This window comes from Rubricoccus marinus, from assembly GCF_002257665.1.
Classification (GTDB): domain Bacteria; phylum Bacteroidota; class Rhodothermia; order Rhodothermales; family Rubricoccaceae; genus Rubricoccus; species Rubricoccus marinus.
Map to the genome: position 1 here is coordinate 3,791,679 of NZ_MQWB01000001.1, position 12,752 is coordinate 3,804,430.

Sequence of the window (12,752 nt, forward strand, 5' to 3'; positions counted from 1 at the left end):
CTTCGCGCAAACCTAACAGGGACGCCGAAATAGGTGCTTGGAAGCCCACGTGCTCAAGGACGGCCCCTGGCGTTGGAGCCGACCGCTCATGACGCGTGAGGCCGTCAGCTCTGGCCTCTGGCGCCAGAGGCCTCTAGCGAGGGAGACGCCCCTCGAAGCGGACTTTTGGGGACGTCGCGTCCACGACCACCAGCTGGGAGGGATACACGACGGCGCGGCACGGGCCCAGGTCCGGCAGTGGACCGATGCGGACCACGAGTTCATCCCGCTCCTGCTGGACGGATTCGATGACATCCACAGCGCCGGTGCACCCCGCGTGGAACGAGCCGCCGTAAAAGACGCCGAGGACGATCTGGCGCTCGAAGTCGATGTCGGGGAAGAGGACCGGCCCTTCGTCTGGAGCCTCGCGGACGAACGCCGGGAGGGCCTGAGGGTCTCGGAGAACGGTCGTGCCGTTCACGGCGATCCGTTCCATCGGCGCCGTGAGCGTTGTAAACGCGACGGGTTCGCCAGAGGCGAAGGCGTCGCAGCCGGCGAGCACGACCAGCGCGGTGAGGACTACCCGTGACATCGGAGCGGAGGGGAGGAGGCCCAAGGTGGTCGCGTTTCTCGCCAGAGAGCAAGGGCGAAACGCGAGCACGCCAGAGGCCTCTGGCGCTGGGGGCTTAGTGCCCGGCCAGCGCCATGCCCGGCTTGTCGTGCACGGCCACGCGCTCCACGATCGCCGCGCTGGGCTCGTTCAGGCCTACGATCTCCATCTCGACGCCTCTGGCGCGGTAGCGGAGCACGGCCTTGTCGATGGCCGCGACGGCGGAAGCGTCCCAGACGTGTGCCTGTGAGAGGTCGAGGATGACCTTGTCCACGTCGGCGGTAAAGTCGAAGTGGTCCAGGAAGCCGGTGACGGTCGCGAAGAAGAGGTTGCCGACAACGGCGACGGTTTGGGTGCGGCCGTCCTCGCTCAGCTGGTCCTCCATAAAGGCGAGGTGAGCCACCTGGCGCGCGAACAGCATCGCGCTTAGCAGGATGCCGACAAGCACGCCGAGCGCGAGGTTGTGCGTGCCGACGACGACGCCCACGGTGACGCCCATCACGAGCGTCTCGCTAAATGGCACCTTGTCCACGCGGAGCGAGGACCAGTCGAACGTGCTGAAGGACACCATGAACATGACCGCCACAAGGGCGCCCATGGGGATCAGCACGAGCCAGTCGGAGAGGACCAGGATGAAGAAGAGCAGGAAGGCGCCCGCGGCGAAGGTGGAGAGCCGCCCGCGGCCGCCCGACTTCACGTTGATGACGCTCTGCCCAATCATCGCGCAGCCCGCCATGCCGCCGAAAAAGCCGGTGATGACGTTGGCGATGCCCTGCCCGCGAGACTCCTTGTTCTTGTCGCTCGGCGTGTCGGTCATCTCGTCCACGATGGACGCCGTCAGAAGGCTCTCAATGAGGCCCACGAGCGCGAGCGCCATCGCGACCGGGAAGATGATGGACAGCGTCTCCATGTTGAGCGGCACGCTCGGGATGGAGAAAAACGGCAGCGTCGTCGGCAGCTCGCCCATGTCGCCGACGGTGCTGAGGCCTCCGCCGCCAGAGGCCACCGCGAGGATCGTGAGCCCCACAATCGCGATCAGGGGTGAGGGGACCGCTTTGGTGAGGTACGGCAGGCCGTAGATGATGGCCAGGCCGCCGGCCACGACGGCGTACATCAGCGGCCCCGTGCCGACGAAGAGCGGCAGCTGCGCCATGAAGATGAGAATGGCGAGCGCGTTGACGAACCCGGTCATGACCGGGCGCGGCACGAACTTCATGTACCGCCCCAGCTTGAACACGCCGAACAACACCTGGATCGCGCCGGTCAGGATCGTTGCGGCGAAGAGGTATTGGAGGCCGTGATCGCGCACGAGCGTGATCATGACGAGCGCCATCGCGCCCGTCGCCGCCGAGATCATCGCGGGCCGCCCACCCACGAACGCCGTGATCACAGCGATGGAGAACGAGGCGTAGAGGCCCACCTTCGGGTCCACGCCCGCGATGATGGAGAACGCGATGGCCTCAGGAATAAGCGCGAGGGCCACGACGACGCCCGCAAGGAGGTCGGCGCGGACGTTGCCGAACCACTGCTCCTGGAGGGTGCGGCGGCTGGGCAGGGAGAGGCCGTACCGGCTGTCTCCAAAGATGGTGCTGATGTTCAAGCGGACGGTTCAGTCAACGAGGCGGCTCGGCGCGAGCAGGCCTCTGGCGAAGCAGGGAGGGCGGGTAGTGCCGCTCGACCCGAAAAGAGAAAGGACCCGAGCGACGCTGGGGTCCAAAGGGGTATCGGCGGGAGCCGCGAGAGCAGGAGGCGGCAGAGCCGAATGTGCTCAACCTACGTTTCGGGGCCTCCCGCTCGCGCCTCTCGCAAGGCGGAAGCGCTTCTCTTCACTGGGTTCGGGCACGCCGGCCACAGGCTCTTCGCGCACCGCTCCTCAAACAAGCGATGCGCGGTAGGCCTCTGGCGCCAGAGGCGTGGACGAGGCCTGCCTACTGCGGGCAGACGCCGGGGACCGAATCCGCGCGCCGGGCGCGGAAGTCTCCTTGCCCTGGCGTGCCCGCGGAGTTCGCATTCGGGTCCTGCCCGAGCCCTTGCGCAGCGGCGCGCGTTCTCGCGACGCCCTGGGAGAGGTAGTAGTCCTGCACAGCATCCGCGCGTGCTTGGGAGAGGGCGGCCTGGTCGGTCTCCAGGTCATCCGTGTACGCCTGGATGGTCAGGCAGACGTTGCTGCATTGCCGGACCGACAGGGCGTTCCGGTCCAGAGCAAGGAGATCCTTCTCGTCGAGCACAGCGCTCTGGAAGGGGAAAAGGACCTGAGCAAATTGCAGGTCCTCACAGAGAGGGTCGGACACCTCGACGGTTTCCGCGCAAGAGGCCGACCCGAGCGCGTTGATGGCGGTCACCCTCGCGGAGAAGGTCCCGGCGGCATCGTAGGTGTGCGAGACGGGGAAGGTGGTCACGTCGTCCTCGTCGCCGTCCCCCCAGTCGATGGAGACGAGAACGGGCTCCTGGGCGTCTCCGTTAAGCACCGCGTTAAAGACCACCTCATCTCCAGGCTCGATCTCGCTCTCGGAGACCGTGCATCCCGACAGGACGGGGGCCACGGCTTCCCCCGTGGTGGAGTCGCAGGCCGCGAGGCTAAGGCAGAGAGCGGCGAGGGCGAAGCGTTGGAGCATGGCTGGGTGTCGGGTCCGGAAGGGGAGAACCTACGCGGCGCGAGATGGAGACGTTCTCCGTACACCGCTGCGAAAAGCACGGGCCTTCAACGGCGCCCGCTTTGATTCCGTGCGCGCCAGAGGCTCGGCGGGCGCACACCGCACGCGCTAGCTTCTCCGTGTCCCGCCCGAAGCCCCGTGCGTACTCTTTTCCTCGCTGCCCTCGCTGCCCTCGCTGCCCTCGCCGTTCTCGTGCCTCTGGCGGGTTGCGCCGTTCCCTACAACGTGGGGCAAACCGCGCGCACGACTCCAAAGGGCGTCGCGGTCCCGAGCGCGACCTTCCAGTACGCCTCTCACGACCGCCTTCGGGAACCAGGCGACGACGACAACCCCGCGTTCATGCTCAGCAACGGGGTCCGTCTGGGGCTCGACGAGCGGTCCGATATCGGGCTCCGCATCGTCGGCGTGGGCGCAGTGGTGACCTACGGGCGGCGGCTGACAGGGATGCCTGGGACCGACGCCGGGACGACGCTTCTGGCGGGCGGAGGCATCCTGTTTGGCGGCGGCGGGCACGCGCATCTGGAAGCCAGCGTCGTGACCTCGGCGGCATCCATCGGCGAGCTCACGCCCTACGGCGGGGTGCGCGCCCAGTACCTCGGCCCCTTCGGCAACGACAACGAGAACGTGTTCGCGACCGGCGTCTTTGGCGGGATCCGGTTCGGCGAGCCCAATCTCGCGATCGCGCCGGAACTCGGCCTCTTCTACAGCCCCACGTCGGGGTTCGGTGAGAGCGACCTCGTGGTGGTGCCCAGCGTGACCGTGCGCGGATCGGGCCTCTTGCGCGCTCTAGGGCTTTAGCGCGGGCTTCGCCACGCCAGAGGCGAGCTCTCGTGCCGAGACGCCACAGCGAGGGCGCCCTTTCCCCCCGCACACGAGGCCGCCCGCGTCGGCCGTTCGGGGCTTCTGGCGCCAGAGGCCATGGATTCGCATTGCCTCTGGCGAGAGCGGATCCGCGCCTGGGTCTGCCCCTAATTTCCCGTCTCCTCCTCCTCTCTGACTGATGCCCACCTGTCCCCGCTGCGTTCTCTTCGCCCTCCTCCTTGGGGTCCTCGCGTTCAGCGGGTGCGATACCAACAACCCCGGCTCCAGCCTGACCGAGGTGCAGGGCGTTTACGCCATCACGGAGCTTTCCTTCAACCCGGATCAGCCCGAGGTCCTCGCGGATATCGACGTGCTGGCAGGCCTCCGCGCGGGGGCGACCATCGAGGTGGTCGGGGATGGCCAGGCGGTCGTGCGATTTGAGCGCATCGGCAGCGCTAGCCAGCTCGTGATCGGCACGGCGCGCGCCACCTCGCGGTTGGTCAGCGTCACGGCCCGTACGGACGCCGATGCCGGCAAGCTGGAACGCATCCTGCTGCCCGCTGCCTTCTCGCTCAACCGTGATGAGGTAAACGCCAACCGCCTCTCGGCGAACATCGACGTCGACGGTGTGGACCTTGAGGCCTACGACCCGCAGTATGGCAGCCTCAACGATGTCAGCGGCCGCCTCACGATCACGCTGAACCGCACGAACCCGTAATGATCCGGGCGGCCTCTGGCGCCAGAGGCCGACGGCACCGTTTGGAGCGCATACAGAAACGCCCCGGTCGTGAGAAACGGCCGGGGCGTTGCATGTGGGATCTCTCGCCAGAGGCTTAGGACTCCTCGGGGGAGTACACGTCCTTGAGGATGCCTTGGAGCTTGGTGCGGCCGCGGTTGATGCGGCTCTTGACCGTGCCCATCGGGAGGCCCGTGATCTCAGCGATCTCCTCGTAGGCGAGCTGCTGCACGTCGCGGAGGACGACGACCTCGCGGAACTCCTCGGGGATCTGGCTCAAGGCGTCCTGGATGTGGCGGTCCTGGATGGTGCTCTCAGCGTGGGTGTCGGGCGAGAACGTCTCGTCCGGGATCTCGACCTCGTACTCCTCGTCGTCCCGGTTGGTGGACTGGAGGCTGTACACGCGGCGGCGCTTGCGCTTGCGGTACTCGCTACGTGCGAGGTTGCCCGCGATAGTGTAGAGCCAGGTCGAGAACTTGGCAATTCGGCGGTAGCTGTGCCGGTTGCGGTACACGCGGAGGAACGTCTCCTGCAGGAGATCCTCGCCCTCCTTCACATCTCCGAGGAAGCGGTAGATGTAGTTCGTCAGCGGGTCGTGGTAGCGCTTGACAAGGATGTCGAACGCTTCGACGGTGCCCATCTGGAACTGAGACATCAGATCCTCGTCTGTCATCTCGACGAGCACGTCATGGTTGCGGCGGCCCGGCGTTTCGGGGCGGGCGGCGGCCTTGGCGAAGGTTTGCTTCTTGAGAGTGGGCATCGAGATGGGAGCTAAGGAGAGGTGGTCGGTCCGTGCCACCGGCAAGCGTGGCAGGACTGAGTGGATGTTCAAAGGCCGTGCCCATCTGCCTGTTGTAACAGCGAACGGGGGAATGCATTAGGGGCACTGTGGCGTTTCGGAGCACGCCAGAGGCCTGCTGCGGTATGGCCGGGAGGCCTCTGGCGCGCGTCAACCGGGCGTAAGGCGGCGGATGAGCAAGGCGAATACAGCCTGTGGATCGCGCTGAGACCCGCCTTTGAGCTCTGCATCGGCGGCAAGGAGCGCGCCAAAGGCGGCCGGCAGGCGGGGCCCCAGGCGCCGCTCGGCGGCGATGTACTCGCGGAGGACGAACGGCGGCACGCCGACCTGTCGGGCCATCTGGTTTTCGGGCACGCCTTGTTCCCGACAAGCTGTCACCTTCCAGACTTTCTGGATGTACGCCCCGAGCAGGGCGATCATCCGAATGGCTTCTCCGCGACGGTTCGTCGCGAGGCCCATCAGCGAGAGGCCGATGCCGAGCGCGCGGGCGCGGTCGCCCCCTGCGATGGCGCTCTGGAGCTCGAAGACGTTCTCCTCGCGGCTGTGGCCCGCCGCCTGCACGATGTCATCGCGCGTGACGCGGTCCCGGCTACCGACGTAGGTGACCAGTTTGTCCACCTCTCCGGCGACCGTCCGAAGGTCCGGGCCGGAGAGATCTGCGAGCATCTGGGCGGCGCCGCTCTCGGTGGCTTTCCCCTGCTCGCGGAAGCGGCTCTCCACCCAGCCGTGGAGCTGGCGGTCCTTGAGCGTCGCGAACTCCGAGGCGACGGCATGCTGCTTGAGCGCGCGGTACGGATGGTGCGAGAGGTTGGGCTTGGAGTTGCAGCACAGGATGACAACGGCCGTCGGGTTGGGCTGCGCGGCGTAGGCGCTGAACAACTTGTTGTCGTCCAGTTGCTCGAACCCGCGCACGATGACGACGCGCCGCTCCGCCATCATGGGGAACTGAGCGCACTGAGCCAGGACGGACTGCGCTTGCGCCTCGGGGCCGAAGATGACGTCGAGGTTGAAGTCCCGCTCGTGCGGCGCGACGAGCCCAACGGCCAGCCGCTGCAACTCGTCGATGAGGTAGCCTTCCTCGCCATAGAGGAAGTAGAGCGGCTTGACGTTGCCGCTCTGGAACGCTGTCCGCAGGTCCTCAAAAGAGGGGCCGGTGTTCTTCCCTTTAGCCATACGGGAAGCTACGGCCCGGCCTCTGGCGCGGTCCGCCCGTCCGGCGCGAAGACGGGAGGCCTCTGGCGCCAGAGGCCTCCCTACGCCAGAGCGGTCTCGCCCGGTTGGGCGTGCGGCTCAGTCCGTCGCCACGCGGAGGCCGTGGAAGGCGACCGGCACGTCCGCGACGCCGTCCACGACGAACTGCACGCGGATGTCCTGCCCGAAGTCGGCGTCCGAGACGGAGGCGACGAGCGCGTCGCCGAGGTAGAGGCGAGCCTCCGCGCCATCGACCGCGAGGCGGACCGGGATCTCGTCGGCGCCGGCGATCTCGGGCGAGACGTACTCGCCGCCGCTGGCGCTGCCGAGCGCTAGGCCGCTCTCGCCGTCCACGATGACGTAGCTCTCGCCTGCGGGATCGCCACTCTCGCTGGCGACGGAGATCTGGATAAACGGCGTCGCGCCAGAGGCCAGGAGATCGAACTCGACGGTGAACGCGTCAGGCATCGGGCCGTCCAGGACCACGTCGAAGGCGCCGGACTCCGACGCTTCGAGGGCGCCGTCGTCGGTGAGCGCGAAGGCGCCACCCCAGACGTGGATGCCGCCGGGCAGCGTACCGGGATCGCCGCCGAGCTCGAAGACGACGGTCGCGCCGGGAGCGAAGGCGCCGCCAGAGGCCTCGGCGGTGGCGGTGCTGTCACCCATGAAGCCGTTGATGGCGGCGCTGCTGCGGCGCTCCACGTCTTTCCGCACGGCGTCCACGCCGGACTGGATGGTGGACTTGGCGGCATCGCGGGCGCGTTGCCAGAACGACTGCGCGCTCGTAGGGGCGGCGGTCGCTACGAGAAGGACGATCAGGAGGGGGAGGGAAAAGCGGGAACGCGTCATGGCTAGAAAGGGGGGCTCCCCCTTTCGTGCGTCGTTCGCCCCCGAGAAGGACCATCGCCCCCCCAGAAATGCGATGGCCTCTGGCGCCAGGGGCCGCAGGCACCTACCGCTCCAGCGTGGTCTCCAGCCAGCCCAGAACGTGCTCGCGGTAGGCCTCTGGCGCGAACCGGTAGAGGTCCTGGTGCGCCGCGCCAGAGGCGATCCACAGCGCTTTGGGCTCGGGCGCGTTGGCGTAGAGGCGCCGGGCCTCCTCGGGCGTGGCGTGCTCGTCTTCGGTGCCGCTGGCGACGAGCACGGGCGCGTTCGCGTCGCGGATGGCGGCCTCTGGCGCGAGGGAGTCCAGCGGGACGCCGAGGCGGAGCCGCACCTGGGAGGTGAGGACGGGTGCCAGGGGCCTGCCGATACCGCCGAGGCGCATCGTGAGCCGGTTCTCGGTCGCCTGCGCAAGCGAGCCGTAAACGGACTCGATCACGAGGGCGTCGGCGCCGAGGTCGGCCCCGGCGTAGAGCGCCGCGGCGCCGCCCATGGACTGCCCGACGACCGCCACGGGCGCGCCGGGAAGCCTCTGGCGCATCCACGCAACGGCCGCGATGGCGTCGTCCTGCTCGCGCCAGCCGAAGGTGATCTGGTCGCCAGGGCTCTCGCCGTGGGCCTGGAAATCGAAGAGGAGCACGGCATAGCCGGCGTCTCGGAACAGCCGCGCGCGCTCGGTCAGGCTGCGGCGGTCGGCGCGGACGCCGTGCATCAGCACGACGGCGCCTCTGGCGCCAGCCTCTCCGCTAGAATCCGCGGGCACGAACCACGCCGCCAAGTCGGCGCCAGAGGCGCTGGGGATACCGACCGTCTCGGCGCCGAGGTCCGCGGGCGGCGGCCCGATCTCTCGTGGGACGGGGGCCGTCAGCAAAGAGCCGAGGGCGAGCACGCCGCTGATGCCGACGAGAAGGGCGGCGCCTACGATGAGGCTCGTGACCTTCGCCCGCCGGGTCATCCCCGCGTGCGTTGCGAGATGTCCGCGCTGTGCAGGCGGTAGGCCAGCGTTTTCAATTCGTCCGCGTCGCGCCGCACGATGTCAAGCGCGAGGCCGTAGAGGTCCATCGTTTCGTCGCCCAGCGTGAGGGGCCGGTCCCACACCTCTGGCGCGATCTCGGCCACGCGCGCCGCCAGAGGCTGGCGCTGGGCGCGGACGTCGGCCAGAAGCTCATGGAGGTCGCGCTCGTTGGCGCCCTCGCCGAGCGCGCTCAGGTCCGGGACGGCAAACGTGGGCGCCTCTGGCGACGCGCCGGAGGCCTCGATCTGGTCCAGCCAGCCGGGGTACACGTCGCGGTCGAGCGCGGCGAGGGCCTGGAGGGTCTCTTTGACCGTCCGCTCTTCGGGGACGGGCGCCTGGTCCACGGCCCAAGCGGGCAGGTCTGCCAAAAGTGGGCCCAGCGCGGCGGCCTCGTCGGCCAGCCAGCCGAGTTGGTCCACGAGGGCAAGCCGGCGCGCTTCGAGCACGGCGGGCTCGCGCGAGGGCTCGCGGTATCTGTCGAGGTCAACCATGGGCCAGTGGGAATGGGCCAGGAGCCAGCGGGGGCGCTACTGGCCACTCCCCACTCGCGACTGGCTACGCGTCAGCGATGACTTCCGTGTTCGGCGGCTCGTGCTCGTCGGCGCGCGCGAGGGACTCCTCCAGACCGGCCATGTAGTCCAGGCGGTTGCGGAGCGTGTGGACGTTGTTGTCCTGGCGGTGCTTCCAATCGCCAGAGGGCGCGCCGTTGCGCCGAAGCTGGAGGAAGTTGAGCCGGTCCGTGAGCCGCTCCTTGGGCACGAGGAGTTTGTCGATGCCGAAGTGCGCCTCCTCGCGGTCCTGGAACGTGAGGTCGTACTCCTTGGACATCACGATGGCCTCCTCGGGGCAGACCTCTTCGCAGAAGCCGCAGTAGATGCACCGCAGCATGTTGATCTCGAACCACTCGGGCTCGCGCTCCTTGATGTCGTCGGTGACCTCGTGAGCCTGCATCGAGATCGCCAGGGGCGGGCACGAGCGGGCGCAGAGGCCGCAGGCCACGCAACGCGGGCGGCCCTGCTCCTCCACGAGGACGGGGCGGCCACGGTAGCTATCCGGCGGGTACCACTGCTCCTCCGGGTACTGGAAGGAGTAGCTCTCCAGCTTCATCTTGGAAGCGGAGTAGCCGAGGCCCTTAAAGATCTCCGGGAGGTAGAGGCGCTCCCAGAAGTTGAGCTTGCGCTCATCGGGCGTGGATTTGTCGACGAACTGGCCGGGCATGGACGGTGGTTTCGGTCTCGGGTGAAAGCTACGCCTCTGGCGGGGCGCGGTTCGCCCTCGGCGCGGCGCTTCGGGACGTGTTCACCGCCAGAGGCGTGGCGTCGTGGCCTCGGGCGCCCGAGGGCGGGTCAGCGAACGACGGTCACGAGCCGCGTTGTGCGGCGCTCTCCCGCCGTCGCCTCCACGGCGTAGACGCCTGGTGCGAGGTCCCCCGGAAGCTTCAATGCCACGTCGCCAGAGGCCTGTGGCCCGTCTGCCAGAACCGCGACCTCGCGGCCGAGCATGTCCAGCACGCGGACGCGGACGGCTTCTGGCGCGGTGAGCGCGAGGCGGACGGTGGCGCCGCCGCGCGCGGGGTTCGGCGCGACGGTGAGCGCGATCTCGCCAGAGGCGCCGGGTGTAGGCTCGCCGGCGACGGGTGGCGGGTCGGCGGTGTAGAGGCGGATGATGGTGCCGACCTCCGGGAGCGCGGGCGCGGCCTCTGGCGAGCCGAAGACGTATTCGTCCAGCGGGTCTCTGCGAGTGTCTATAAGCGAGAACAGACGCGCTCGGTCGGGTTCGGTAAAGCACGCCTCCGGTGCGCTCTCGACGCGTGGCCTGTACTCCGCTTCGAACTCCCCATAGGTCGTGGCTGGGTAGTACGCGCCGATCGTGCTCGACTGGACGTAGTTCGGGAAGTCTGCGGGGGTGGGAACACCTTGGAATCCTTCTCCCGGCCCAAACGTGCATGGCGCGCGCGAATTGAACGTCGGTACGAGGCGCACGTCATCGGCGGGGTCGTTCTCGGCGCCGGGCGTGACCGCACCGATGTCCCAGACTTCAAACGGGACGCCTCGCACTGTGAGGTCGTACACGCTCGTTGCGAGGCTGCCCTCATCGGTGAACCGGATCTCGAAATCGTTGGGAGTGAACCGGCCAAGGGCCGTCGCCGCGTACGAGCCGCTGTATGTATTGAGGTAATAGGCGCCCGTTGAATTCAGGGAGCGGTAGACGAGGTTGCCTCCCACCTCCTCACATCCGTCTCGGCTCTCGGCGCTGCCGGCGCACGGATCAGAGCCGCCCGGTCCCGCGCTCTCGACAAACGCGAACGCACCAGAAGCCAACGTGAGAGGCCCCGCGCGGTACACGAACACGGACTGGGGCTCCGAGGCGGAACCGCTGCCCCCATTCGCGAACGCGCGGACCTGCCAGAACACCTCTTGCGTTCCAAACCGGGCGGTCCGGGCATCGCGGGTCAGATCGAAAATCCGAAGCGTGAGCGACGGTTCTGTGACCGTTCGGGAGTTGAACAACGTGCTGGGCGAGAACCCCCAGCGGACGTAGTAACCGCTCGCGCCATCAACGGGCGTCCACGAGAAGGCCACCGAATCTGCCTGTGTAGCCGGAGCTCCGGCCTCTGGCGCCAGAGGCGTGGGCGTGGCGAGCGCGGTGAGATCGGCGCCGAGGCCCCAGAGCGTTCCCGCGTCGTAGGCGTCCTGCACGGCATCGCTGACGGCGCGGAGTTCGGTGACGCTGTCGAGGCGGTCCGCTCCTTGCGCAAAAAGGGCCGCGAGGTCTACCGTGTGGCGCTCGCCAGAGGCCAGGTCCAGCGGGGGCGCGGCGAGAACGAACGTGAGGTTGCCTCCGAATCCGTTCGTACCCATCCCGTCTGCATTCTCCGGGCTCCAGAACTGTCCGGTGACCGGGTCGCCGGGGTAGAAGAACGGCGTCAGGGGATACGTGCTGGGCTGCTGATACCCATGTTCGTATTCGCGCTGTGGAGAGCCATCGCCCCACAATCCCTGGAGACGGTAAGAGTACTGATTCGCGGTAGCGGGGTATCCGGTCGTCATCGCGGGGTGCCCGTTAGGGATGTAGGTCGACGTCGCCGCGCCACCGAGGAGGTCGAAGCCAAACGCGGGCGGAGTCCCGTACACTGCGTCGGTTTCCGCTCTGTTGTACACCACCGTCATCGAGCGCGTCGTGTCGGTGTGGAGGAAGTCGTCGCTGGCATCGCCGAGGTCTGTATCGGCGTAGAAGCCCGCGCGGAGCCCCTCAATGGTGCTCGGCCCTCGGTTGAGGACCTCGTAGCGGTAGAACGTGGCCTCTGGCGTCCCGGCCACCTCGCCTCCCGCACCGGAGATGGCGAAGGCGCTCACGCGCACCTCCACACCGAGCGGCGGCGTCTCGCGAGCGGTGTGCGGCGCGCCCACGTCGTTCATGACCCACCACGCCGTCTGGCTGCCGTAGATCACCGGCCGCTCGCCCGCGCCGAGGTCCAGCACCTGCTCCCGCGAGGTCGCCGCTAGAGGCTGGCCGCTGGCGTCCACGGCGGGCGCGCCCAGTCCCACCGGCCACGCCGCGAGGTCCGCGCTCGCCTCGCCAGAGGCCTCGTAGCGGTCCACGTCCGCGGTGCTCACGACGTAGATGCGGTCGAACGCGGAGCAGTCGTCGGCGTCGGGGAGCGTGCCGTCCTCGTTGAGCGGGCCGGGCCAGAACGCGGGGCCACCGAAGACGGCGCCGGCGGCCCGTACCTCCCCGCCGACCTCGCCGCTCAGCCAGAGCCCCGCTGCATAAACGGGCGAGTTCCCCGAGGTGCGCGGCACGACGTACCCGCTGGCGGTGCTGTTGCCGAGGAACAGGCTCCCGGTGTTGAACACGCGCGCGAAGACGTTGGACACGTCGAGGTCCCCCTCGGCGGTCCCCATCTCGCACAAGCCGGGCGTCTGGGCGTGGGCGCCAGAGGCTACAAAGAGGAGCAGGGCGGCGAGCGTAGCGAAACGGCGCATGCGATTCGGGCAGGGGGCGGGTGGAAGCATACCCCGCTGGGGGGGACGGCCGAGGGCATTGCTGCTGCCCTGCAACCGACATGGCGGCCTCTGGCGCTA

At 68.3% G+C, this 12,752-nt stretch carries 12 protein-coding genes; 2 read left to right on the forward strand and 10 right to left on the reverse strand.

Annotated elements, in window-relative coordinates:
• Positions 1-133 precede the first annotated feature (133 nt).
• The 3 genes from BSZ36_RS16100 to BSZ36_RS16110 form a co-directional block, all read right to left on the reverse strand.
• Complete coding sequence (locus BSZ36_RS16100; protein WP_094550801.1) at positions 134-571, reverse strand: hypothetical protein; 438 nt, start codon at positions 569-571, stop codon at positions 134-136.
• A 94-nt stretch (positions 572-665) separates the two neighbouring features.
• Positions 666-2,183, reverse strand: a complete 1,518-nt coding sequence (locus BSZ36_RS16105; protein WP_342760094.1) for a SulP family inorganic anion transporter — start codon at positions 2,181-2,183, stop codon at positions 666-668.
• Positions 2,184-2,517: 334 nt separating this feature from the next.
• Entirely contained in the window at positions 2,518-3,204 is a 687-nt protein-coding gene (locus BSZ36_RS16110; RefSeq protein WP_094550803.1) for an OmpA family protein, read from the reverse strand.
• A 177-nt stretch (positions 3,205-3,381) separates the two neighbouring features.
• On the opposite strand from BSZ36_RS16110, the gene BSZ36_RS16115 reads away from it, so the two are divergent.
• Both BSZ36_RS16115 and BSZ36_RS16120 read left to right on the forward strand, forming a co-directional pair.
• Positions 3,382-4,041, forward strand: coding sequence for a hypothetical protein (locus BSZ36_RS16115; RefSeq protein ID WP_094550805.1), 660 nt, complete (start codon positions 3,382-3,384; stop codon positions 4,039-4,041).
• Positions 4,042-4,243: 202 nt separating this feature from the next.
• On the forward strand, positions 4,244-4,762 hold the full coding sequence (locus tag BSZ36_RS16120) for a hypothetical protein (RefSeq protein ID WP_094550807.1): 519 nt from the start codon (positions 4,244-4,246) through the stop codon (positions 4,760-4,762).
• A gap of 115 nt (positions 4,763-4,877) precedes the next feature.
• On the opposite strand, the gene BSZ36_RS16125 is transcribed toward BSZ36_RS16120, so the two are convergent.
• From BSZ36_RS16125 to BSZ36_RS16155, 7 genes are all read right to left on the reverse strand, one after another.
• A complete protein-coding gene (locus tag BSZ36_RS16125; RefSeq protein WP_179271257.1) occupies positions 4,878-5,453 on the reverse strand; it encodes an RNA polymerase sigma factor in 576 nt (191 codons plus the stop codon).
• Positions 5,454-5,729: 276 nt separating this feature from the next.
• Positions 5,730-6,752, reverse strand: a complete 1,023-nt coding sequence (gene holA, locus BSZ36_RS16130) for a DNA polymerase III subunit delta (RefSeq protein WP_094550811.1) — start codon at positions 6,750-6,752, stop codon at positions 5,730-5,732.
• A 117-nt stretch (positions 6,753-6,869) separates the two neighbouring features.
• Positions 6,870-7,619, reverse strand: coding sequence for a hypothetical protein (locus BSZ36_RS16135; protein ID WP_094550813.1), 750 nt, complete (start codon positions 7,617-7,619; stop codon positions 6,870-6,872).
• Positions 7,620-7,722: 103 nt separating this feature from the next.
• Complete coding sequence (locus BSZ36_RS16140) at positions 7,723-8,607, reverse strand: alpha/beta hydrolase (RefSeq protein ID WP_094550815.1); 885 nt, start codon at positions 8,605-8,607, stop codon at positions 7,723-7,725.
• Positions 8,604-9,158, reverse strand: a complete 555-nt coding sequence (locus tag BSZ36_RS16145) for a hypothetical protein (RefSeq protein ID WP_094550817.1) — start codon at positions 9,156-9,158, stop codon at positions 8,604-8,606. Before BSZ36_RS16145 ends, BSZ36_RS16140 begins: the two co-directional genes overlap by 4 nt.
• 64 nt (positions 9,159-9,222) lie before the next feature.
• Positions 9,223-9,885, reverse strand: coding sequence for a NuoI/complex I 23 kDa subunit family protein (locus BSZ36_RS16150; RefSeq protein ID WP_094550819.1), 663 nt, complete (start codon positions 9,883-9,885; stop codon positions 9,223-9,225).
• A gap of 128 nt (positions 9,886-10,013) precedes the next feature.
• Complete coding sequence (locus BSZ36_RS16155; RefSeq protein ID WP_143536936.1) at positions 10,014-12,653, reverse strand: T9SS type A sorting domain-containing protein; 2,640 nt, start codon at positions 12,651-12,653, stop codon at positions 10,014-10,016.
• Between the last annotated feature and the right edge of the window lie 99 nt (positions 12,654-12,752).

Bases quoted from the DNA above. Each gene is read 5' to 3' on its own strand.
- BSZ36_RS16100 (WP_094550801.1), bottom strand. From the start codon at position 571: ATGTCACGGGTAGTCCTCACCGCGCTGGTCGTGCTCGCCGGCTGCGAC.
- BSZ36_RS16110 (WP_094550803.1), bottom strand. From the start codon at position 3,204: ATGCTCCAACGCTTCGCCCTCGCCGCTCTCTGCCTTAGCCTCGCGGCC.
- BSZ36_RS16120 (WP_094550807.1), top strand. From the start codon at position 4,244: ATGCCCACCTGTCCCCGCTGCGTTCTCTTCGCCCTCCTCCTTGGGGTC.
- BSZ36_RS16125 (WP_179271257.1), bottom strand. From the start codon at position 5,453: ATGACAGACGAGGATCTGATGTCTCAGTTCCAGATGGGCACCGTCGAA.
- holA (WP_094550811.1), bottom strand. From the start codon at position 6,752: ATGGCTAAAGGGAAGAACACCGGCCCCTCTTTTGAGGACCTGCGGACA.
- BSZ36_RS16135 (WP_094550813.1), bottom strand. From the start codon at position 7,619: ATGACGCGTTCCCGCTTTTCCCTCCCCCTCCTGATCGTCCTTCTCGTA.
- BSZ36_RS16140 (WP_094550815.1), bottom strand. From the start codon at position 8,607: ATGACCCGGCGGGCGAAGGTCACGAGCCTCATCGTAGGCGCCGCCCTT.
- BSZ36_RS16145 (WP_094550817.1), bottom strand. From the start codon at position 9,158: ATGGTTGACCTCGACAGATACCGCGAGCCCTCGCGCGAGCCCGCCGTG.
- BSZ36_RS16150 (WP_094550819.1), bottom strand. From the start codon at position 9,885: ATGCCCGGCCAGTTCGTCGACAAATCCACGCCCGATGAGCGCAAGCTC.
- BSZ36_RS16155 (WP_143536936.1), bottom strand. From the start codon at position 12,653: ATGCGCCGTTTCGCTACGCTCGCCGCCCTGCTCCTCTTTGTAGCCTCT.